The organism is Methylophilus sp., assembly GCF_052437885.1.
Taxonomy (GTDB): domain Bacteria; phylum Pseudomonadota; class Gammaproteobacteria; order Burkholderiales; family Methylophilaceae; genus Methylophilus.
Genome location: NZ_JBQVPB010000001.1, coordinates 257,829 through 279,355, shown reverse-complemented (window position 1 = coordinate 279,355; position 21,527 = coordinate 257,829). Strand labels below are relative to the sequence as shown.

The following is a 21,527-nucleotide window of genomic DNA, read 5'->3' as shown; positions in this document are numbered from 1 at the left end:
ACTTGATCCACACCACTTTACGGCGCTGCCGGCGCAACAACTGGTGCTGCCGGCAGGTCTATAACCATCACCTGTGTCTGCTGCATGCTGGGGCTATGCATATGCAAACGCGCGGTGGCGAACTCTTCCAGGCGCGAATGCATGGCCCAGGTACTTTGTTCTATCTGCAACTGGTCATACTCTGTCATATATTGCTTGGTCAGCATCTCCTGCCGGTCCAGCTCAAAATACAACTTGCGCGCCTTGTACTGCGCAGTCACCACGCCCAACGCCATGGCGATGGTGACAGCGAATAAAATCAGGTTCAGGCGTATCATTTGATCACTGCACCCGTCACTGGACGTGAGTGCGTTCAGCCACGCGCAACACCGCACTGCGTGAACGCACATTGGCCGACACCTCGGCCTTGCCCGGCTTGATGGCTTTACCGATCGTCCGCAAACGCGGCTGCGGCAGATCCACGGCACGCACCGGCAAGCCACTGGGCAAATTATCCCTATCCATTTCGGACTGGATAAAACGCTTGACGATGCGGTCTTCCAGCGAATGGAAGCTGATCACCGCCAACCGGCCATTCTCACGCAGCAGGCGCAGACAATCCGGCAACACTAGCGAGAGTTCCTCAAGCTCTTGATTGACGAAAATCCGTAAAGCCTGAAATGTGCGCGTTGCAGGGTTCTGGCCCGGCTCAACCTTGTGGATGGCGCCTGCCACGATCTTGGCAAGTTGTCCCGTAGTGGTGATGGCATGCCCATCTTCGCGCTCCTTAACAATCGCCCTTGCAACCTGCTTAGCAAACCGTTCTTCACCATAATCCCTTATCACCTCACCCAATTGCTTCTCTGAAATAGTCGCCAACCACTCGGCGGCAGTTTTGCCACGACTCTGATCCATACGCATATCCAGCGGCCCGTCAAAACGAAAACTGAAACCGCGCTCACCTTCATCTATTTGCGGTGACGAAATGCCCAGGTCGAGCAAAATACCGTCTACCGCTTCTATGCCCAACTCAGCCAATACCGCTGTCATGCCGGAAAAATGTACATGGGCGATGCTGAACCGCGCATCGTCTATTGTTTTAGCGTGTGCGACCGCTGCCAGATCGCGATCCAGCGCGATCAGACGGCCTTTGGCACCCAGCTTGGAAAGTAACAGGCGGCTGTGGCCGCCACGCCCGAAAGTGCCATCGACGTAAACGCCATCGGCACGCACATTGAGCGCAGCGACAGCCTCATGCAATAACACCGTGATGTGGCTGGCGGCTGGCGACACAGACGTTTCCGTCGAAGACGCGGGCGCTGACTTCGCGCCCGTCATCATAGTGAGAATCCCTCTAGTTCTTGCGGGATCTGTAGTTGATCAGTGGACATCAGTTTTTCCAGTTGCTCATCCCAGGCGGCGACATCCCATAGCTCAAAATGGCTACCCTGGCCGACCATCATCACATCTTTATCCAGATGGGCGAATTTGCGCAGCACTGCATTCACCAGCAAGCGGCCGGCAGAGTCGAGATGCATCACATCGGCCTGGCCGACGATCATGCGCTGAATACCACTGATCTGGGGATTGAAACTGGACAAACTGGTCAGTTTGGTTTCTATAGGCTCCCAGGCGGCCTGGGGGTAAAGGATAAGGCAACGGTGCGGGTGCGCGGTCAGCACCAGCTCACCCTGGCCACCTGCGGTCAGGGCGTCTCTATGCTTGGCTGGCACACTGAGCCGACCTTTTGCATCCAAACTTAACTGTACCGCGCCACGAAACATGTTTACCTGACTGTCCTTTTTCACACTTTGCGTTCGTTTATGAGAAAATTTCCCACAATTCAACACAAAATCACCCTTTTGCACACTATAGATAAAATAAAAGTGCTTGGCAAGCACTTTGGTGGAAAAATTTCTTTAAAGACAAAGACTTACGCCATTTTAACAAGTCAATTTAAATCAACACATTGGCGCATTAAACACACAAATTCGTTTAATAAAAATAGCTATCTCATTGAAAATATTGAATAATTAAAAAATGTTATTTTTGCTGCCATTTTTTGCATGAAAACTGGTCGAATATCCAGCATCAAATGAAGATCGCACCCACACCCATGTCACGCAAATTGAAGTTTTTTCTGATAGTCGCAGGTATCTTGCTAGCCATGGAATGGCGCGGCCTGCTGTATTACTTTTCACCACCGCCGGACTTTGGCCACGGCGAGGTGACGCTGTATGCGACCGACTGGTGCCCGTACTGCGAAAAAACCCGCGCCCTGCTCGCGCAAAAGCATGTGCCATATAAGGAATACAATATAGAGACTTCGGAACAGGGGCGTAGCCAATACCAGCGCCTGGCCGGAAATGGGGTGCCGGTATTGCTGATAGACGGGGAGGTAGTGCGCGGTTACAACGAGAAAACCATCATTGCCGCGCTGGCACACTGGCAAAACAGCCAGGCGACGGAAAAACAGAAAAGTAAAGCCAACCGATAAGCCGGGTTCTGTATCCACTTGCGTGGCGACAGTCATTCCTCTAGGCGTGCAATTACTCACACGCTCAAGCTATCTACCCGCTGGCAGCGCGAGCCACGCCTTATTACTTGCGTAAAATGCCAGCCTATTTGATATTGCTGCAGATGGAGGTTACCGCGTTTCACCGTAACTTAATACGCTCGTCTCTGTGGCCCTATTCCTCGCCTTATACCTTGCGGCTTTCAACGTACGGCCGTTAGCCGTCATCCCGCTCTGTGCAGCCCGGACTTTCCTCCCCCTAGCAAATACTAAGCGGCGACTGTCTGGTTGGCTTCAGGCGGCAGTTTAACACGAAGCAAAAAACACTTGCCGCAGGATTCACTAAAGAATTAAACTCAAGCGCATGTTTTATCTGGATTTATTCAAACAACTCGCGCAATATCAGGTGCAATATCTACTGATAGGCGGATTAGCTATCTCCATGCACGGCATAGAACGCGCCACCATGGACATTGACATCACAATAGCCATGAATCCTGACAATCAGGAAAACCTGATTTCGTGGGCAATATCCTCAGGGTTAAAACCGGTATTGCCTGTTCCGCTTGAAAGCCTGCGCGACATTGCCTTACTAAAACAATGGCATCAAGAAAAAAATCTACTAGCCTTTGCATTAACCACCCCTGAAATAGCCGGTGTCACCATTGATATCTTATTGTTTCCTGCCGTGGATTTTATTGAAATGCAGCAACGTGCCGTACCTTTTACGATTGATGAGATTGAAATCCCAGTAGCTTCTATAGATGACCTGATCTCGCTCAAGCAGGCAGCAGGCCGAGCGATTGATTTGAGTGATATCGAACACCTGAAACGTTTGCAAGGTTAGCGCTATGCAAAGCTCATTTAAACGAGAAGACAGAACTTACTACCTGACAGATGAGCGCATGGCGGCATTCCAAGCGCTGACACCTGCGCAACGCCTGGCATGGGTAGAGCAAATGGCGGCTTTCTTGCGCAAGGCCGCCATCGCCAGACAAAATCAGCTTAAAGATCAAGCCAGTTCGCCTTAAAAAAAACAGTTTTTTATCATACAGATCAAGATGACATCAGCAGAAAAAACCGGCCAACTCCACCCCTCATGGCAAGCCAGTATTGGCGCAGAACTCGACAAGCCGTATATGCTATCGCTGAAAGCGTTTTTGCAGCAGGAGAAAGCCGACGGCAAAACGATATACCCGCCCGGGCCGCTTATCTTTAATGCGTTCAACCATACGCCATTCGACCAGGTGCGCGTCGTCATCATAGGGCAGGACCCTTACCACGGGCCGGGGCAGGCGCATGGCCTGAGTTTTTCAGTACAGGCTGGCGTGGCTTTACCTCCCTCACTGATGAATATCTTCAAGGAGATACAGGCAGATATCGGCATACGCATGAGCGGCAGTGGCGATCTGACGCCGTGGGCAGACCAGGGCGTGCTGCTGCTGAATGCCACACTGACGGTGCAGATGGCGACTGCCGGTTCGCACCAGAACCGTGGCTGGGAGCAATTCACAGATGCGGCGATCACCGCCCTGAATGCAGAGCGTGAGGGCCTGGTGTTTGTGTTGTGGGGTAGTTATGCGCAGAAAAAAGGGGCCATGATAGACCCCGCTAAACATTTGATCCTGAAGTCGGTGCACCCGTCGCCACTATCGGCGCACCGCGGTTTCTTTGGTAACCGCCAGTTCTCCCAGATCAATGACTACCTGGTGTCGCGTGGGCAAACAGCCATTCACTGGCAGCTGTAGATAGCAGCTATTTGGCCGCCAGGTATCTGTAGCGAGCGACAAGCAGCACTGGCGTCAATTCTTATAGCAGTTTCCAGGCGATGGTTTGCCCGGCACGCAGTGGCACCAGCACATCATCGGCAAACGGAATAGTTTCCGGCACCAGCCAGCTTTCCTTGCGTAAAGTGACCTTGTCAGTGTTGCGCGGCAGCTGATAAAAGTCCGGCCCGTAAAAACTGGCGAAGCCTTCCAGCTTGTCCAGTGCGCCTGCCGCTTCAAACGCTTCTGCATACAACTCGATCGCGGCATGGGCGGTATACATACCGGCACATCCGCAACTGGCTTCTTTGGCTGACTTTGGATGCGGCGCGCTATCAGTGCCGAGGAAGAACTTGGCTGAACCTGAGATCGCCGCCTTGACCAGTGCCTGTCTATGCGTTTCGCGCTTGAGCACCGGCAGGCAGTAATGGTGCGGGCGTATACCGCCGGTAAACATGGCATTGCGGTTCATGAGCAAATGATGCGCGGTGATGGTAGCCGCCAGATTGGCCGAGCCCTGCGCCACAAACTCGGCGGCATCTTGCGTGGTGATATGTTCAAACACCACTTTCAGACCAGGGAAATCTTTTAGCAAAGGCTGCAAATGGCGTTCTATAAACACTTTTTCGCGGTCAAAAACGTCGATCTCGGCATCTGTGACTTCACCGTGTATCAACAATGGCAAGCCCAGCTTCTCCATCTCAGCCAGCACTGCGGCACATTTGGCCAGGCTGGTGACGCCGGAATCACTGTTGGTGGTCGCACCCGCCGGATATAACTTTACCGCCTTGACTACGCCATCCTGGTGCGCGCGCGTGATCTCTTGCGCCGCCATGTTGTCGGTCAGGTACAAGGTCATCAGCGGCTCAAAACCCAGGCCGGCCGGCAAGGCCTGTTTGATACGCGCATAGTAGTCGCGCGCCGCCTCTGCGCTTGCCACCGGCGGGCGCAGGTTGGGCATGACGATGGCGCGGGCAAACTGCCTGGCCGTATCGGGCAACACGGCTTTTAAAGTCTCGCCATCGCGCAGGTGCAAATGCCAGTCGTCAGGGCGGGTGATCGTCAGTTGGGTGGTCATGTTTGAATCATCGTCTTAAAAAGTTATACGGCGGCCTTGAATGCCAGTGCCGCTTCATAGAGTTCGTTTTTCTTGTGGCCGGTGATATCCGTGGCGAGGGCGACCGCCTGCTTCAACGGCAGCTCTTCCAGCAAGCGCTTGAGGATACGTTGCGTGTTCTCATCCAGCCCTTCCTGCTTCTCCACCGGGGCCGGGTGTATCAGCAGCACGAACTCGCCACGCTGCTGGTTGCTATCTGCCTGCAACCAGTCCACCGTCTCGGCCAGGCTACTGGTGTGTATGGTCTCAAAGGTCTTGGTCAGTTCACGCGCCACGGTCAGCCTGCGCTCGCTACCAAATACGCTGAGCAGGTCTTGTACGCATTCGACGATACGGTGCGGGGCTTCGTACAGCACCAGGGTCACAGTCACCGCCTTCAGGGTTTCCAGCCGTTTGCGGCGTTGCGAGCCGCTGGCGGGCAAAAAACCTTCAAAGCAGAATCCGGCCTGGGTGATCCCAGAGGCTGACAAGGCCGCGATCACGGCACTGGCGCCAGGGATAGGCACCACTTTCAAACCGGCGGCACGCACAGCCTGCACCACCACGGCACCGGGGTCACTCACCGCCGGTGTGCCGGCATCGGTCACCAGCGCGATCGACTCCCCGGCCTGCAGCCGCTTAAGCAAAGCTTCGGCCGAATGCTGCTCGTTATGCTCATGCACGGCGATCAGTAGTTTGCTGATGCCAAAATGCCGCAACAAGCCAACGCTATGCCGGGTATCCTCGGCCGCGATCGCATCCACCAGTTTCAGGGTTTCCAGCGCGCGCAGGGTGATATCCCCCAAATTGCCTATCGGTGTCGCCACCACATATAATGTACCCGATTCACTCATATCGCTATTTTAAGGCATAGCGGGCGTTTCGCTAAGTAATATAGCAACGCTGCCATGCCATGCGAGGCTAAAAATGCATACCAGACCAGGGTCATCAGCGCCGGGATGAAGCTTAACCAGAACAACAAAGGCATTGCGGCTGAAGCGGCGGCGGCCAGGTTTCTTACCCGGCAGGGCCTGGTGCTGCTGGAACAGAACTATAGTTGCCGCTTTGGCGAGATAGACCTGATCATGCGTGACCGGCAAGAGCTGGTATTTGTAGAGGTCAGGCTGCGCAGCAACCTTAAATTCACCAGTGCCGCCGACAGCATACACCCGCACAAACAGCAAAAACTCATACGTGCAGCCCAGCATTACCTGCAAAACCTCAGCGCCAGCAGCCCGTGCCGGTTTGATGTGGTGCTGTTCGACAACGATAGTTATGTATCACCCAACTGGATTCGTAATGCAATAGACACATAAAAAGCGTAGAATTTTATTTATTGCCTGCTGTCACACTACACATTGTCACGATTTGTCTCGTGAACCCCAGTTTTTATCGTAGAACGTTTTTTCGCAGAACAAGGAACCTCATGAATCAAAAAATTCACGCCAAAAAAATCTCCGTCATCGCCATGTTACTGATCAGCACACAGCTGAGCGGCTGTTTCCCCGCTATCGTGGGCGGTGCCGCAGCAGGTGGCGCCATGGCAGCTGATCGCCGTTCTTCAGGCATTTATGTTGAAGATGAGAATATAGAATTAAAAACCTTGAAACGCATCTCCCAATACATGGATAAATCTTCACATATCAATGTGACCAGTTACAACCGCATCGTGCTGCTGACTGGCGAAGTGCCCAATGCAGGCCAGCAGGCGCAGGCAGAAACGCTGACCCGCGAGGTGCCGAATGTGCGTGATATTCACAATGCCATCACCATAGGCTTTACTTCTTCCATCAGTGACCGCAGCAATGACGCCTACATCACCACCAAGGTGAAAGCGCGCTTTCTTAGCGAGAACCTTTTCCCGGCCAATGTCGTGAAAGTGGTGACTGAAGCGAGCGTGGTCTACCTGATGGGGATAGTGTCGGAAAAAGAAGCCAATGATGCGGTGGAGATCGCCAGAACCACTGAAGGCGTGAGCAAAGTAGTCAAAGTGTTTGAATACTCCAAATAATTTTTTAATACCCGAGCTTTAAGGAAACTGAATGGAAGACCAGGAAATTATCATTCAAGGCATTACGCTTGCCGGAAAACCCTTTCGCCCCAGCGACTGGGTGGACCGCATGTGTAGCACTTACGCCAGTTTTGGCGTCGACAAGAAACTACGCTATTCGCCTTATTTAAAGCCCAAACTGGTGAATAATGTGCGCAGCCTGTCAGTAGATATGAAGCTGAAACAGGTCAACCCCGAAGGCTTTGAACAATTGATCCAGTTTGCCAAGGAAAACCAGCTCAGCATCATCAACCCGGCGGGTGAAGCGGTCACTATCGAGGCTTAACGTCCCTGGTATCCGCAGCCGCGGCGTCTTTCAGCAACTGCTCCAGCCAGTGCTTGCTGACAGCGCCGCGTTTTACTTTATATAACCGCCCATCGGGATGGTAGATATAAGTCGTCGGCAGCACTTCAGGTCGCTGCCATGTTTTCTTTTGTGCGTCACCCAGAATGACAGGGAATGAGATCAGCATATCTTCGGCAAAATCCCTGACAGATTTCTCACTCTTGTACTGCACCGCCACCCCCAACACCATGACATGCTGCCGGTGGTGCTCGTCATAAAAAGCCACCAGTTCCGGCATTTCCTCCAGGCAGGGCGGGCACCAGGGCGCCCAGTAGTTGACCACCAGCCACTGGCCTTTGTACTGCGCCAGCTGATGGCTGTGACCTGCGGTATCCTGCATCACCCATGCCGCGGGCAGTTCGGCCAGCAGGCTATTCACCCACAGCAGGCCGCACAAGGCCATGATCCAGCGCCTGTAAATGTTATGTTTCATTAAATACCATCAGTTGAGATTAACAGCCTGCTCTTGAAAACCACACTATTGCTACCATCATAGTATATGTATAGAAAAAGACTTGATTCTGCTGGAAATGTGTTGCTATACTTATCGCAAACACATTTAGTAATTTCATATTTACAGCAAATTACTAACTCAAACAATTTAAGCCCAACAATTTTTAGCGCCACTAATCAGAATTTTTCTGTTTAATTCCACTCTATTTATTCTCCACCCATTCTTACGAGGCAATAATGAGCGACAACATTACCCATTTAAGCGATGCCAGCTTTGAACAGGAAGTCCTGCAATCTACGGTTCCCGTATTGGTTGATTACTGGGCAGAGTGGTGTGGCCCTTGTAAAATGATCGCGCCTATTCTGGATGATATCAGCAAAGAATACGCTGGCCGCCTGAAAGTTGCCAAACTGAATATCGATGATAACCAGAATACGCCGCCTAAATACGGCATCCGTGGTATTCCTACTTTAATGCTGTTCAAAAACGGCAATGTGGAAGCCACCAAAGTAGGCGCACTCTCCAAGTCCCAACTCAGCGCGTTTATCGATAGCAACATTTAAAACACCCAACCCGGTTTCAACAGCCTAGAAACCGGGTTTTTCTATCCCACTCTCCGGCGTCTCTCAATCTAGCGAGTCACTCATGCACTTATCCGACCTCAAACATCTCCCTGTTACCGAACTGGTAGAAATGGCCACCAGTAACGAAATCGAAAATGCTAGCCGCATGCGCAAGCAGGACCTGATTTTTGCCATCCTGAAAAACAAAGCAAAAAAAGGCGACAGCATTTTTGGAGATGGGACCTTGGAAGTATTGCCTGACGGCTTTGGTTTCCTGCGTTCGCCAGACACTTCATACCTGGCCGGGCCGGATGACATTTATGTCTCGCCTTCGCAGATCCGCCGCTTCAACCTGCATACAGGTGACAGCATACAGGGTGAGATCCGCACACCTAAAGATGGCGAGCGTTATTTTGCGCTGGTTAAAGTAGACAGCGTCAACGGCGAAGCGCCTGAGAATACCAAACACAAGATCCTGTTCGAGAACCTGACGCCCTTGTTCCCGACCGTACCGCTGACACTGGAGCGTGAGATACGCGGTGAAGAAAACATCACCAGCCGCATGATAGACATGATCGCGCCTATAGGCCGCGGCCAGCGTGCTTTGCTGGTTGCCAGCCCCAAGAGCGGTAAAACCGTGATGCTGCAAAATGTGGCCCACGCGATCACCGCCAACCATCCTGACTGTGTGCTGATCGTGCTGCTGATAGACGAGCGCCCGGAAGAAGTAACAGAGATGACCCGCTCGGTGCGTGGCGAAGTAGTCGCCTCGACCTTTGATGAGCCGGCGACCCGTCACGTGCAAGTGGCGGAAATGGTGCTGGAAAAAGCCAAGCGCCTGGTTGAACATAAAAAAGACGTGGTCATTCTGCTCGACTCCATCACCCGCCTGGCCCGTGCTTATAACACGGTGATCCCTTCCTCCGGCAAGGTATTGACCGGTGGTGTGGATGCCAACGCACTGCAAAAACCCAAGCGTTTCTTTGGTGCGGCGCGTAACGTAGAAGAAGGTGGCTCACTGACCATTATCGCGACTGCACTGGTAGACACCGGCTCGCGTATGGATGATGTGATCTACGAAGAATTTAAAGGTACCGGCAACATGGAGATCCATCTGGATAGACGCATGGCCGAGAAACGTATCTACCCTGCCATCAACGTCAACAAATCCGGCACCCGCCGCGAAGAACTGTTGCTGGACAAAGATGTGCTGCAAAAAATCTGGGTGCTGCGCAAATTGCTTTACCCTATGGACGACCTCGAGGCGATGGAGTTCTTGCTGGACAAAATCAAGGCCACTAAAACCAACAACGACTTTTTTGACAGCATGCGTAGAGGCTAAACCGCCAGCGCGTCAAAATTATTTCCCTGCATCTATTGATTAATGCAATGAATTGGGTGATAATCGCGCGCTTACCGCAACTGCTTAAAGATTAGAGAGAAAGCATGAAAGCCGACATTCACCCAACATACCCTGAAATTAACGTCACCTGTAGCTGTGGCAATAAATTCAAAACCCGTTCTACCAGCAGCAAAGACTTGAACATCGAAGTATGTTCACAGTGCCACCCGTTCTACACTGGCAAACAGAAGATCGTGGACACCGCTGGTCGCGTTGAGAAATTCCGCCAGAAATACGGCATGTAATTGGGTGGAAGCAGTATCAAAAAGGCAGCATGGCTGCCTTTTTTGTTTTCAACGCATGCAGGCTAGTCTTGATGTTTACGTTAAGATAACAGCCTGAAACATCTAAAACGAGCTGACAGATGCAGTTTTTTATTGATCACGACTGGCAGGAAAACATGGCTACCCCGCGCGCCAAAGTGGGGGAACGCGCCAAAACACATCTGCTGATCCTGCTGTGTGCCATCTGGCTGTGTGTAGGCCTGATCGGTCACTCGCCGTGGAAGCCGTTCGAGTCCCAATCTGCCAGCATCATCCAGAGCCTGATAGACCACCCCTTCCTGTCTGCCGGCAGCTGGACCGACGGCCACTGGATCGCGCCGGTCTCCGCCGGTCATCCGGCACTGGAAACACCACCGCTGTTCTACTGGGTAGCTACCGGGTTTTCACAAGCCCTTGCTACGCTATTGCCTGTTCACGACGCCGCCAGACTCAGTGTAGGCGTCTGGATGCTGGTCACACTGCTGATGATGGGCCTGAGTGGCCGCGAATTGTGGAACCTGGGCGCCGGGCGCCAGACCAACTTTATTTTTATCGGCTGTCTGGGGCTGGTGGTCAGCGCGCATACCATCATGCCGGAAGTAGCAGCGCTCAGCGGCATCAGCATGGCGTTTTATGCCCTGACCCTGGTGCTGCGCAAACCGGCACGCGCCATGTGGCTGCTCGCCGGCGGATTATTGATCGCCTTTCTATCGGCAGGTCTGCTACCCGCCACCATGATCATCGCCACCACCATAGGTGTGCTGTTTCTACCTGTGATCTGCCAGCATGCGGCAGCCAAACGCGCCCTGTTGTCAGGCCTGGCACTGGCTTTGCCGGGTATTTTGCTCTGGTGCTGGTTATGCCAGCAGTGGGCGCCCGACTTATGGGCGAGCTGGTGGCCGACTCAGGTGAACATACAGCTACCGAGCAAGCACGTATACTTTATGCGCACGCTGGCCTGGTATGCCTGGCCGGCATTACCGCTTGCCATGTGGGGCATCTGGCGTTTCAGGCATGCGGTGCTGCACACCTATCGCTTTCAGCTTTGCCTGATCTTCTTTATTTTGGCGTTTATCCTGATCGGCTTTTTTAGTGACCGCAGTGAAGTGAATGCCCTGCCACTGCTTATCCCGCTCACCGCACTGGCGGCAGGCAGCATAGAAACGCTGAAACGCGGCGCTGCTGGCGCATTGAACTGGTTCGGCCTGATCTTGTTCGGCCTGTTGATCGCCATCGCCTGGCTAGGCTGGTGGGCGATGCTCACCGGCAACCCGGTCAAACTTTACCAGCGCCTGGCTTATTTATCCGGCCTGCAAACCATACAACTCAGCGTGCTGTACGGCACCATCGCGGTAGCGGTGACCTTGATCTGGTTATCCGGCGTGATACGTTCCAAACACTCTAACCGCTCCAGCGCCACCAACTGGGCGATAGGCATGACCTGCGCCTGGACGGTATTCATGAGTTTATGGCTGCCTATGATAGAAGCGGCACGTACCTACCAGCCTATCTTCGCAGATCTGCGCCAGCACCTGCCCAGCGACTATCGCTGCATCAGCAGCCATAATATCGGCTCTTCGCAAGCTGATCTGCTGCACTATCATGCCGGCATACGCCTGACAGCGGAATCTGGCCACTGTGACCTGTTATTGATAGAGGACCAGCCGGGTAAACGCCACGCATCACCGGGCGCAGAATGGTCGCTGATCTGGGAAGGCGAACAAAGCCGCCAAAGCAGGGAATCTTACCGCTTGCTACAGCGCCGCTAGCTTACTGACGGCAGTTCTACTGGCGCCGCCGGCAACGACTCAGGCCTGCATATGCTGCTGAATGGCAGCGAGTACTTTGGGGTGCAAGCCCGCACCCTGTTGCTGTTGCACATGCGCCACCAGTGATTTGATCATCACCGAGTTCCAGAACTTTTTAAGATGCCCGGCGATCTCCAGCTTGGCATCTTCGGCGTCGGGGTTCGCCTCAAAAAAGTCACCGATCTGGTTGGCCATTTTGATTAATTTATCTACTTCCATCTCGTACTCTTTTCAACTCAACAATAGATTAGCGACAGCCTGCCAGCAGATATCAGTCAGGCTAGGCCAATGCGCCGTGGTAGACCACACACTGGCCAGGTCTGGCGAAACCGACCAGTAAAAAATCGTATTCCTGTGCCAGGCTGACGGCCAGCGCGGTCGGTGCTGAAATAGCCACCAGTGCCCGGCCACCGGTCATGGTCACTTTCTGCACCATTTCGTAACTGGCGCGGCTGGTGGTCAACACCCAGTGCTGGCGCCATAACTCGCTGAGATCACTGGATTGCCGCAACAATGACCCTATCAGTTTATCCAGCGCATTGTGCCTGCCTACATCTTCACGCACCTGCAATACCTGCCCCTGGTCATTCACGATGGCACAGGCATGCGTGGCGCCGGTGAGCTGCTGTAGCGGTTGCTGTGTTTTAAGCTGCGCCATGGCGGCATCTATGACCTGCAGTGACAAGGCCGGCACAGGCACTTTGGCTTGTGCGGGCAGTTTGAATACCTGTTCCAGGCTTTCCGCGCCACATAAACCGCAGCCGGTACGCCCGGTCAGATTACGCCGTTGCTCCTTGAGCGCGGCAAACTGCGCGGTGGCGAGTTCTATATGCAACTCAATGCCACGCAACTGGCCGTTGCCATGCTGGATCGCTTTTGCGTCTATGCCATAGATCTGCGCCCGCTCGCTGATGATGCCTTCGGTGTATGAAAAGCCGTAGGCAAAATCTTCCAGGTCGGCCGGGGTGGCCAGCATGACCACATGCGAAATGCCGTTATACACCAATGCGACCGGCACTTCCTGCGCCAGCGTATCGATGACATCAGTGGGCGATTCGCCGTCACGCCAGCGCGTCACTGCAAAGTCACGGCCGGTTTGCTCGGCGGCCAGCGGCTGCCAGTCACTACTTGCATCAGTCATAGTACAGTCCTGCAATTCAGCTGCCACAGGACCCATCAGGAAACGACCGTCTGCGGGTCCATGCCCGACAATTCGATCTGCGTGTCGCTGAAATTGCGGTAGTCTTTCTGCCATTCGGACAGCTGATTGACTTTGCTGACTTGCACCGCCGTCACTTTATATTCCGGGCAATTAGTGGCCCAGTCAGAGTTGTCGGTGGTGATCACATTGGCGCCAGATTCGGGATGGTGGAAAGTGGTATACACCACTCCAGGCTGCACCCTCTCGGTGATCTTGGCCCGTAACACGGTTTGCCCGGCACGGCTGCTCACGCCTACCCAGTCGCCTTCCTGGATACCTCTATCTTCAGCATCATGCGGGTGGATCTCGATCTTGTCTTCGGGGTGCCAGACCACGTTTTCGGTACGGCGCGTCTGTGCCCCTACGTTGTATTGCGACAGGATACGGCCAGTAGTCAGGATCAGCGGGAATTTGCCATTGACCTTTTCGGTGGTCGGCACATATTGAGTCACAAAGAATTTGCCTTTACCGCGCACGAATTCGTCCACATGCATGGTGGGGGTGCCTGCGGGCGCCTCATCGTTACAAGGCCACTGTATGCTACCCAGTTCGTCCAGTTTTTTGAAACTGACGCCATTAAAGGTCGGGGTCAAGGCTGCGATCTCGTCCATGATATCGCTGGCATGCGTGTAGTGCATGGGGTAACCCAGGGCTTCGGAGAACCTGGCGGTGATCTCCCAGTCTTCCAGACCGGCTTCGTGTTTACCATCATCCCTGAGGCCATTTTTTGGCGACATGACTTTGCGCACCGGCGAGATACGGCGCTCGGCATTGGTAAAGGTGCCGTTTTTCTCCAGGAAAGAAGCACCGGGGAAAAACACATGGGCAAACTTGGCGGTCTCGTTCAGGAACAAGTCCTGCACGATCACACACTCCATACTTTCCAGCGCATGCGTGACATGCTGGGTATCCGGGTCAGATTGCGCAATATCTTCACCCACGCAATAAACCGCTTTAAAACTGCCTTCTGCCGCCAGGTCCAGCATATTCGGGATACGCAGGCCGGGGTCTGCGCTCAAAGTCACACCCCAGGCGGCTTCAAACAATGCACGCGTCTCATCATCCGACACATGGCGGTAGCCGGGGAACTCATGCGGCATGGAACCCATATCACAAGAGCCTTGTACGTTATTCTGTCCACGCAACGGGTTGACGCCTACCCCTTCACGGCCGATATTGCCGGTCGCCATCGCCAGGTTGGCAATGCCCATCACGGTAGTCGAACCCTGGCTGTGCTCGGTCACGCCCAGGCCATAGTAAATCGCGGCGTTGCCGCCGGTAGCAAACAGACGCGCCGCTTCGCGGACTTTTTGTGGCTCCAGCCCCAGATCCTTGGCCAGCGCTTCAGGAGAGTTCTCCGGCTTGGCGACAAAGTCACGCCAGGCGACGAAAGAATCCCACTCGCAACGGGCTTTGACAAAGTCTTCCTTGACCAGGCCTTCGGTCACCACTACATGCGCCAGGGCGCTGATCAATGCCACATTGGTGCCAGGGCGCAGGTTCAGGTGATAGTCGGCACGGATATGCGGTGAGTTTTCCACCAGGTCTATTGCACGCGGGTCGGCGACTATGAGTTTGGCGCCCTCACGCAGGCGGCGTTTCATCAGGGAGCCGAATACCGGGTGACCATCGGTGGGGTTGGCGCCCATGACGAAGATCACATCGGATTTCATCACCGAATCAAAGGTCTGCGTACCGGCAGATTCGCCCAGTGTCTGTTTCAGACCATAGCCGGTAGGGCTATGGCAGACGCGCGCACAGGTATCTACGTTATTGCTGCCAAATACAGCGCGTATCAGTTTCTGTGTCACATAGACTTCTTCGTTGGTGCAACGGCTGGAAGTAATGCCACCGACTGCATCTTTACCATATCTGGCCTGAATACGTTGGATCTCACTGGCCGCATAGTTGATCGCCTCGTCCCAGCCGACTTTTTGCCAGGGGTCGTGTATGCTTTTGCGTATCATAGGCGTGGTGATGCGGTCAGCATGGGTGGCATAACCCCAGGCGAAACGGCCTTTGACACAGCTATGGCCATGGTTGGCACCGCCCGCTTTAGTTGGCGTCATGCGTACGACTTCTTCACCTTTCATCTCGGCATCAAAGCTGCAACCGACACCGCAATAGGCACAAGTGGTTGTCACGCTATGCTCGGGGGTACCGGCAGCGATCACGGTTTTTTCCATCAGGGTGGCCGTTGGGCAAGCTTGTACACAGGCGCCACACGACACGCATTCGGACTCAAGGAAGTTCTGGTTGCCGGCGGATACTTTGCTGTCAAAGCCACGGCCTTGTATGGTCAGGGCGAACGTGCCTTGCGTTTCTTCACAGGCGCGCACACAGCGCGAACAGACGATGCATTTTGATGCATCGAACGTAAAATAAGGGTTGGATTCATCTTTGGCCTGGCCCAGGTGGTTCTCGCCTTCATAGCCATAGCGGACTTCGCGCAAGCCTACCGCACCCGCCATGTCCTGCAACTCGCAATCACCGTTGGCGGCACAGGTCAGGCAATCCAGCGGATGGTCGGAAATATACAGTTCCATCACGCCACGGCGCACATCGGCCAGTTTGGGCGTTTGCGTTTTGACCTTGATGCCGGCAGCTACCGGCGTGGTGCAGGAGGCCGGATAGCCGCGCCGCCCTTCGATCTCAACCAGACACAGGCGGCAGGAGCCAAACGCTTCCAGCGAATCGGTCGCGCACAGTTTAGGCACGGTCACGCCACCCAACTGCGCGGCATGCATGATAGAGGTGCCTTCAGGCACTGTCACATCCACACCGTCAATGTTCAGCGTCACCATCACATCACTGTCAGACCTGGGGGTGCCATAGTCTTTATCGGCATCGTATGTCAGGGCCGCTGGCCGGGTGGGGGTATATTTGATGTCATCCATAATGTCACCTCTGCTGCCTAGGCAGCCGCTTCTTTATTACTCAGACCAAAATCTTCAGGGAAATGATTGAGGGCGCTCAACACCGGGTAAGGTGTCATGCCCCCCAAAGCACATAAAGAACCATTTAACATGGTGTCGGACAGATCACGCAGCAACTGCACATTTTGCGGGTGGTTCTTACCCGCGACTATCTTGTCCATCACTTCTACGCCACGCGTAGAGCCTATGCGGCAAGGTGTGCATTTGCCGCAGCTTTCCACGGCACAGAACTCAAAGGCATAGCGGGCCATTTTGGCCATATCGGCGGTATCATCAAAAGCGACGATGCCACCGTGGCCCAGCACCGCCCAGATCTTTCCAAATTCTTCATAATCCAGCGGCGTATCAAATTGCGCTTCTGGTAAATAAGCACCTAATGGCCCACCCACCTGCACTGCACGGATCGGGCGGCCAGAAGCCGAACCACCGCCATAGTCATACAACAACTCGCGTAGCGTGGCACCAAAAGCCAGCTCAACCAGCCCGGTTTGTTTCAGGTTACCCGCCAGCTGTATAGGCAGCGTGCCGCGTGAACGGCCCATGCCGTAATCGGCATAATATTGTGCGCCCTGATGCAGAATGATAGGCACGGTCGCCAGTGAGATCACATTATTGACGATGGTCGGTTTGCCAAACAGGCCTTCTATCGCCGGTAGCGGCGGCTTGAAGCGCACCAGGCCACGCTTGCCTTCCAGGCTTTCCAGCAGTGAAGTCTCTTCGCCACAGACATATGCACCGGCAGCACGGCGGACTTGCAGATGAAAAGCCTTGCCAGAGCCGAGGATGTTTTCACCCAGGTAACCGGCCAGGGCCGCCCTGCGTATGGCTTCATTCAAAGTGTTGAGCGCGTGTGGATATTCACTGCGCAGATAGATATAACCCTGGGTGGCGCCGACGGCGATGCCGGCGATGGTCATGCCTTCGATCAGCACAAACGGGTCGTCTTCCATGATCATGCGGTCAGAATAGGTGCCGGAATCGCCTTCATCGGCATTGCACACCACATATTTCTGATCCGCAGGCGCATTAAGCACGGTGTTCCATTTGATGCCGGTGGGGAAAGCCGCGCCGCCACGGCCGCGCAGGCCGGAATCAGTCACCGCCTTGACGATATCGGCACCGCCGAGGGCCAGTGCATTTTTTAATCCCAGGTAGCCGTCATGCGCCAGGTAATCATCCAGCGACAGTGGATCGGTGATGCCGACACGGGCAAATGTCAGGCGTTGCTGTTTTTTCAGCCAGGCCAGTTCTTCGGTCAGGCCCAGATATAAGGGATGCGCTTGAGCTGATGCAGAGAGGGCATGGATAAAATCAGCATCGAACAGGCTGGCGACATCTTTAGGCTGCACCGGGCCAAACGCGACGCGGCCTTGTGGCAGTTCGACTTCGACCAGCGGCTCCAGCCAGAACAGGCCGCGCGAACCGTTGCGGACCAGCTGGATATCAATGCCACGCGCCTGCGCTTCACTGGCGATCGCTTTGGCAGTGCGCCCGGCACCGAGTGAGAGTGCGGTAGAGTCTATAGGCACATAGATTTTAACCATGGCACACCTCGGCGATCAACTCGGAGACTTTTTCGCTATCCATGCGGCCATGCACTTCGTCATCCAGCATCACTGCCGGTGAACAGCCGCAGTTGCCCAGGCAATACACCGGCAATAATGTAAGCTGGCCGTCTTGTGTGGTCTGGTGGTAATCCACACCCAGTCTGGATTTGAGTTCGGCTTCCAGTTTTTCAGAGCCCATGGCCTGGCACGATTCGGCGCGGCAAACCTGAAGTATATGTTTGCCTACCGGGCGGCTGCGGAAGTGATGATAAAAACTGACCACCCCGTGCACTTCGGCGACTGACAGGGCCAGTGCACTGGAAATATCAGGATAAATGACTTCCGGCACATAGCCGATATCATCCTGTATCGCATGTAAAAGCGGCATCAAACCGCCCGCTACAAGACGATGTGCTTGAATATGCGCTTGAATGCGCGCTTGCTGCTCATGGCTCAGTATCTGGTTCAAACCAACCTCGCATTTACAATTCAGTTACATTCTATCACCATCGAATAATAACCTCTATTTATGCCTTGTTAAAGCAGGAAAAGGGCATAATATATTGATTACTTTAAGATTCATGAGTTTCATGACCCCTGTGAATAATATTCCTAGCCAGTTGATCGACCAGTTTGGCCGTCGTGTGGACTATATTCGCCTGTCCATCACAGACCGTTGCGATTTCCGCTGCCAGTACTGCATGGCCGAAGAAATGACCTTTCTGCCGCGTGACGAAGTATTGTCGCTGGAGGAATGTGCACGGCTGGTTAAATTATTTGTGCGCATGGGGGTGAGCAAAGTGCGTATCACCGGCGGCGAGCCGCTGGTGCGCAAAAATGCCATCTGGTTATTTGAAGAGATAGGCCACCTGCCCGGGCTGCAAGAATGCCTGCTCACCACCAACGGCAGCCAGCTAGACCGCTACAGCCTGGCGCTGAAAGCTGCCGGAGTCAACCGTATCAATATCTCGCTAGACAGCCTGGATGAGGAGCGTTTCCGCAGGATCACCCGCGTAGGCGAGCTGACTAAAGTGCTGTCCGGCCTGGAGCATGCCATACAGGCCGGGTTCGCCAATATCAAACTCAACACTGTGCTGATGCGCGGCATCAATGACGATGAAGCATTCGATCTGGTCGACTTTGCTATCCGCAAACAGATAGACATCAGCTTTATTGAAGAGATGCCTTTGGGTGAGGTCAACCATGACCGCGAAAACAGTTGCGTGAGCAATAACGAAACGCTGACACAACTCAAAAGTAAGTTCTCACTCACCCCCAGCACCCATAAGACAGGCGGCCCGGCGCGCTACTGGCAGGTCAATGGCCAGAAAACCAGGATAGGGTTCATTTCGCCACATAGTCATAACTTTTGTGAAAGTTGCAACCGCGTGCGCATCACCTGCAAAGGCGAATTGTTTTTATGCCTGGGCCAGGAACACAAGGTAGACCTGCTGCCTATCCTGCGTACCCACCCGCATGATGATAGTCCGCTGGTAGCAGCCATATTGCACGGCATGCGCATCAAACCCAAAGGGCACGATTTTGATTTACAGCGTGCCACGCCAGCCGTGATCCGTTTTATGTCGCATACAGGTGGTTGATGCAGATCACCGCAGTCATTCTTGCCGGCGGCCGCGGCTTGCGCATGGGCGGTATCGATAAAGGCCTGGTCGATTACCAGGGCAAAGCCATGGTCGCGCATGTGCTGGAACGCATACGACCGCAAGTCGACCAGGTCATCATCAATGCCAATCGCAATCTGGACATCTACCAGCAATACGGCGCGACTGTGGTGACAGATGCCACCGACCAGTTTGATGGCCCGCTGGCAGGGTTCCAGGCCGGCTCAGCGCATGCTGCGACCGACTGGATACTCACAGCTCCCTGCGACTCGCCGCTGTTACCGCTGGATCTGGTCGCACGCCTGTCGCAGGCTATCCGCATCTCAAATACTTTAGTGGCAGTCGCCCGTAGTGCCAGTGGCGAGCATCCGGTCTTTTGCCTGTTTCATCACTCATTAACTGCTGACCTGGCGGCATTCCTCAGTGAGGGCCAGCGTCGGGTCAGTGGCTGGCAAGCCAGGCATACGCCAGTGTTTGTCACGTTTGAAGATGAGCAAGCATTCACTAACATCAACCATGCGCAGTAACGATCAGCCTCTGTAAATACCAGTCAGTCCAGCGAGCGCAGTAGCGCCTGTTTTTTAAAATGACTGCTGCTTGGCAGATGGTGACAGCCACTTTAGTATGTAAAAATAATGTTTTCGCGATCGGTGAATATTTGTCATGCAACCACACTCTCCTGAATTTCCTGATTTAGACCTTTCTGCTTTAGCAGCCCATGCTTCCTGCCTGGATGACTACGACCCTAACGCCATGTCGGTGACACAGGCGCGGCATTATATTCAGCAGTTCTTAAGCCCGGTCAGCGAGACCGCAACGGTCGCCATCAAAGACAGCCTGGGGCGGGTACTGGCAGTGCCGGTGACTTCGGGTCTGAATGTGCCTGGCCATGACAATTCAGCAATGGATGGCTTTGCCTTCCGCCATGCCGAAGGCGGCAATGCGCTCAAGATCATAGGTACTGCTTTTGCAGGTGTGCCTTACACAGCGGAGATCCCGCCTGGTTGCTGCATCAAGATCATGACCGGCGCAGTGATCCCGCCCGGCGTGGATACAGTGATCATGCAGGAGCATACCGCTACCGAAGGCGAGTGGGTGACCCTGACTAAACTACCGGCTTTGGGTGCCAATATCCGTCTGACCGGCGAAGATATCGCTGCCGGCCAAACGGTGCTGGCGCCTGGCCATCGCATTCAACCGGCGGATATGGGCCTGCTGGCGTCGCTGGGCATTGCCGGGGTCGAGGTTTACCGCAGGCTGAAAGTAGCTTTTTTCAGCACGGGTGATGAATTGGTCAGCGTAGGCCAGCCTTTGCAGCAAGGGCAAATCTACGACAGTAACCGCTATAGTTTATGGGGCGTGCTGCAAGCCGCCGGGGTAGAAATGCATGACCTTGGCAATGTGGCTGACGACCCGGCCGCACTGGAAAAAACCCTGCTGCAAGCCGCGGCTGAGCATGACGTGGTGATCACCACAGGCGGTGTCTCTGTGGGTGAGGCCGACTTTATGAAACAACTATTAGCCGAGCACGGCCAGGTGCTGTTCTGGAAAATCAATATGAAGCCTGGCCGGCCGCTGGCTTACGGCAAGATAGGCGACGCCCATTATTTTGGCCTGCCTGGCAACCCGGTTTCTGCCATGGTGACTTTCTACCAGTTTGTGCAGGATGCCCTCAAGCACCTGGCGGGCACCGCCAGCCTGGTTTCGCCGACTTTTAAGGTCGAATGCGTGGATGCCATTAAAAAGGCCACCGGCCGTACCGAATTCCAGCGCGGCATATTGTTTAAAGAAGGCACAGACTGGAAAGTAAAAACCACCGGCCAGCAAGGATCCGGCATTTTAAGCAGCATGAGTCTGGCCAATTGCTTTATCGTGCTGGATGAGAAAACCGGCGCGCTGCAAGCAGGCGCACTGGTAGATGTTCAACCTTTTCACGGCGTGTGCTAGCCAAACTAAGCTTACGCACTGGCAAAAAAACC

The 21,527-nt window shown here is 54.1% G+C and carries 24 protein-coding genes, 1 other RNA gene and 1 pseudogene; 14 read left to right on the top strand and 12 right to left on the bottom strand.

Going from position 1 to position 21,527, the window contains the following annotated elements; genetic code table 11:
* Positions 1–17 precede the first annotated feature (17 nt).
* Genes ftsL through mraZ form a run of 3 tightly spaced genes read right to left on the bottom strand, consistent with a single transcriptional unit; the run spans position 18 to position 1,763 of the window.
* Positions 18–317, bottom strand: coding sequence for a cell division protein FtsL (gene ftsL / locus ACT6RZ_RS01410; protein WP_379057546.1), 300 nt, complete (start codon positions 315–317; stop codon positions 18–20).
* A gap of 16 nt (positions 318–333) precedes the next feature.
* Complete coding sequence (gene rsmH / locus ACT6RZ_RS01405) at positions 334–1,320, bottom strand: 16S rRNA (cytosine(1402)-N(4))-methyltransferase RsmH (protein WP_444700397.1); 987 nt, start codon at positions 1,318–1,320, stop codon at positions 334–336.
* Positions 1,317–1,763 carry a division/cell wall cluster transcriptional repressor MraZ gene (gene mraZ, locus ACT6RZ_RS01400; RefSeq protein ID WP_379058004.1) on the bottom strand — a complete coding sequence of 149 codons (447 nt, stop codon included), beginning with the start codon at positions 1,761–1,763 and terminating at the stop codon, positions 1,317–1,319. The genes rsmH and mraZ overlap by 4 nt, the downstream gene beginning before the upstream one ends.
* Positions 1,764–2,074: 311 nt before the next feature.
* On the opposite strand from mraZ, the pseudogene ACT6RZ_RS01395 reads away from it, so the two are divergent.
* Positions 2,075–2,374, top strand: a pseudogene (locus tag ACT6RZ_RS01395) (glutaredoxin family protein); the annotation flags it as partial.
* 83 nt (positions 2,375–2,457) lie between these two features.
* Here ACT6RZ_RS01395 and rnpB read toward each other — a convergent pair.
* Positions 2,458–2,790, bottom strand: an RNA gene (gene rnpB / locus ACT6RZ_RS01390) — RNase P RNA component class A.
* Positions 2,791–2,858: 68 nt separating this feature from the next.
* Between rnpB and ACT6RZ_RS01385 the strand changes: the two genes are divergently transcribed.
* From ACT6RZ_RS01385 to ung, 3 genes are read left to right on the top strand one after another with little or no spacing between them, the layout of a single operon-like run.
* Positions 2,859–3,341: a nucleotidyl transferase AbiEii/AbiGii toxin family protein gene (locus ACT6RZ_RS01385; protein ID WP_444700396.1), complete on the top strand. Its 483-nt coding sequence runs from the start codon at positions 2,859–2,861 to the stop codon at positions 3,339–3,341.
* A gap of 4 nt (positions 3,342–3,345) precedes the next feature.
* Positions 3,346–3,525: a hypothetical protein gene (locus ACT6RZ_RS01380; protein WP_444700395.1), complete on the top strand. Its 180-nt coding sequence runs from the start codon at positions 3,346–3,348 to the stop codon at positions 3,523–3,525.
* A 30-nt stretch (positions 3,526–3,555) separates the two neighbouring features.
* On the top strand, positions 3,556–4,242 hold the full coding sequence (gene ung / locus ACT6RZ_RS01375; RefSeq protein WP_444700394.1) for a uracil-DNA glycosylase: 687 nt from the start codon (positions 3,556–3,558) through the stop codon (positions 4,240–4,242).
* A 61-nt stretch (positions 4,243–4,303) separates the two neighbouring features.
* Here the strand turns inward: ung and pyrC are convergent, their stop codons facing one another.
* Positions 4,304–5,338 carry a dihydroorotase gene (gene pyrC / locus ACT6RZ_RS01370; RefSeq protein ID WP_444700393.1) on the bottom strand — a complete coding sequence of 345 codons (1,035 nt, stop codon included), beginning with the start codon at positions 5,336–5,338 and terminating at the stop codon, positions 4,304–4,306.
* 23 nt (positions 5,339–5,361) lie between these two features.
* Positions 5,362–6,210, bottom strand: a complete 849-nt coding sequence (gene rsmI, locus ACT6RZ_RS01365; RefSeq protein WP_444700392.1) for a 16S rRNA (cytidine(1402)-2'-O)-methyltransferase — start codon at positions 6,208–6,210, stop codon at positions 5,362–5,364.
* Positions 6,211–6,315: 105 nt separating this feature from the next.
* On the opposite strand from rsmI, the gene ACT6RZ_RS01360 reads away from it, so the two are divergent.
* The 3 genes from ACT6RZ_RS01360 (at position 6,316) to ACT6RZ_RS01350 (ending at position 7,692) form a co-directional block, all read left to right on the top strand.
* A complete protein-coding gene (locus ACT6RZ_RS01360; protein WP_444700485.1) occupies positions 6,316–6,672 on the top strand; it encodes a YraN family protein in 357 nt (118 codons plus the stop codon).
* A gap of 110 nt (positions 6,673–6,782) precedes the next feature.
* Positions 6,783–7,367: a BON domain-containing protein gene (locus ACT6RZ_RS01355; RefSeq protein ID WP_444700391.1), complete on the top strand. Its 585-nt coding sequence runs from the start codon at positions 6,783–6,785 to the stop codon at positions 7,365–7,367.
* Positions 7,368–7,398: 31 nt separating this feature from the next.
* Positions 7,399–7,692, top strand: a complete 294-nt coding sequence (locus tag ACT6RZ_RS01350) for a DUF3579 domain-containing protein (protein WP_379057536.1) — start codon at positions 7,399–7,401, stop codon at positions 7,690–7,692.
* Here ACT6RZ_RS01350 and ACT6RZ_RS01345 read toward each other — a convergent pair.
* Positions 7,679–8,185, bottom strand: coding sequence for a TlpA disulfide reductase family protein (locus tag ACT6RZ_RS01345; RefSeq protein WP_444700390.1), 507 nt, complete (start codon positions 8,183–8,185; stop codon positions 7,679–7,681). The two genes, ACT6RZ_RS01350 and ACT6RZ_RS01345, sit on opposite strands and share 14 nt — an antisense overlap.
* A gap of 257 nt (positions 8,186–8,442) precedes the next feature.
* Here ACT6RZ_RS01345 and trxA point away from each other — a divergent pair, with 257 nt between their 5' ends.
* The 4 genes from trxA (at position 8,443) to ACT6RZ_RS01325 (ending at position 12,203) form a co-directional block, all read left to right on the top strand.
* A complete protein-coding gene (gene trxA / locus ACT6RZ_RS01340) occupies positions 8,443–8,769 on the top strand; it encodes a thioredoxin TrxA (protein WP_019883507.1) in 327 nt (108 codons plus the stop codon).
* An 82-nt stretch (positions 8,770–8,851) separates the two neighbouring features.
* Positions 8,852–10,111, top strand: coding sequence for a transcription termination factor Rho (rho, locus tag ACT6RZ_RS01335; RefSeq protein WP_379034478.1), 1,260 nt, complete (start codon positions 8,852–8,854; stop codon positions 10,109–10,111).
* A 104-nt stretch (positions 10,112–10,215) separates the two neighbouring features.
* On the top strand, positions 10,216–10,416 hold the full coding sequence (rpmE, locus tag ACT6RZ_RS01330; RefSeq protein WP_379034476.1) for a 50S ribosomal protein L31: 201 nt from the start codon (positions 10,216–10,218) through the stop codon (positions 10,414–10,416).
* A 119-nt stretch (positions 10,417–10,535) separates the two neighbouring features.
* Entirely contained in the window at positions 10,536–12,203 is a 1,668-nt protein-coding gene (locus ACT6RZ_RS01325) for an ArnT family glycosyltransferase (RefSeq protein ID WP_444700389.1), read from the top strand.
* A 39-nt stretch (positions 12,204–12,242) separates the two neighbouring features.
* On the opposite strand, the gene ACT6RZ_RS01320 is transcribed toward ACT6RZ_RS01325, so the two are convergent.
* From ACT6RZ_RS01320 to ACT6RZ_RS01300, 5 genes are all read right to left on the bottom strand, one after another.
* The gene (locus ACT6RZ_RS01320; protein ID WP_444700388.1) at positions 12,243–12,461 is read right to left on the bottom strand and encodes a formate dehydrogenase subunit delta; all 219 of its coding nucleotides are present in this window, start codon (positions 12,459–12,461) and stop codon (positions 12,243–12,245) included.
* Positions 12,462–12,522: 61 nt separating this feature from the next.
* The gene (gene fdhD / locus ACT6RZ_RS01315) at positions 12,523–13,383 is read right to left on the bottom strand and encodes a formate dehydrogenase accessory sulfurtransferase FdhD (protein ID WP_444700387.1); all 861 of its coding nucleotides are present in this window, start codon (positions 13,381–13,383) and stop codon (positions 12,523–12,525) included.
* A gap of 35 nt (positions 13,384–13,418) precedes the next feature.
* Positions 13,419–16,340 (bottom strand): formate dehydrogenase subunit alpha, encoded by a 2,922-nt coding sequence (fdhF, locus tag ACT6RZ_RS01310; protein ID WP_444700386.1) that lies wholly within the window; start codon positions 16,338–16,340, stop codon positions 13,419–13,421.
* 17 nt (positions 16,341–16,357) lie between these two features.
* Entirely contained in the window at positions 16,358–17,923 is a 1,566-nt protein-coding gene (locus ACT6RZ_RS01305) for a formate dehydrogenase beta subunit (protein WP_444700385.1), read from the bottom strand.
* On the bottom strand, positions 17,916–18,383 hold the full coding sequence (locus ACT6RZ_RS01300) for a formate dehydrogenase subunit gamma (protein ID WP_444700484.1): 468 nt from the start codon (positions 18,381–18,383) through the stop codon (positions 17,916–17,918). The genes ACT6RZ_RS01305 and ACT6RZ_RS01300 overlap by 8 nt, the downstream gene beginning before the upstream one ends.
* 133 nt (positions 18,384–18,516) lie before the next feature.
* Here ACT6RZ_RS01300 and moaA point away from each other — a divergent pair, with 133 nt between their 5' ends.
* The 3 genes from moaA (at position 18,517) to moeA (ending at position 21,495) form a co-directional block, all read left to right on the top strand.
* Positions 18,517–19,527: a GTP 3',8-cyclase MoaA gene (gene moaA, locus ACT6RZ_RS01295; protein WP_444700384.1), complete on the top strand. Its 1,011-nt coding sequence runs from the start codon at positions 18,517–18,519 to the stop codon at positions 19,525–19,527.
* On the top strand, positions 19,527–20,075 hold the full coding sequence (gene mobA, locus ACT6RZ_RS01290; RefSeq protein ID WP_444700383.1) for a molybdenum cofactor guanylyltransferase MobA: 549 nt from the start codon (positions 19,527–19,529) through the stop codon (positions 20,073–20,075). The genes moaA and mobA overlap by 1 nt, the downstream gene beginning before the upstream one ends.
* A gap of 136 nt (positions 20,076–20,211) precedes the next feature.
* Positions 20,212–21,495, top strand: coding sequence for a molybdopterin molybdotransferase MoeA (moeA, locus tag ACT6RZ_RS01285; protein WP_444700382.1), 1,284 nt, complete (start codon positions 20,212–20,214; stop codon positions 21,493–21,495).
* Positions 21,496–21,527: the final 32 nt, after the last annotated feature.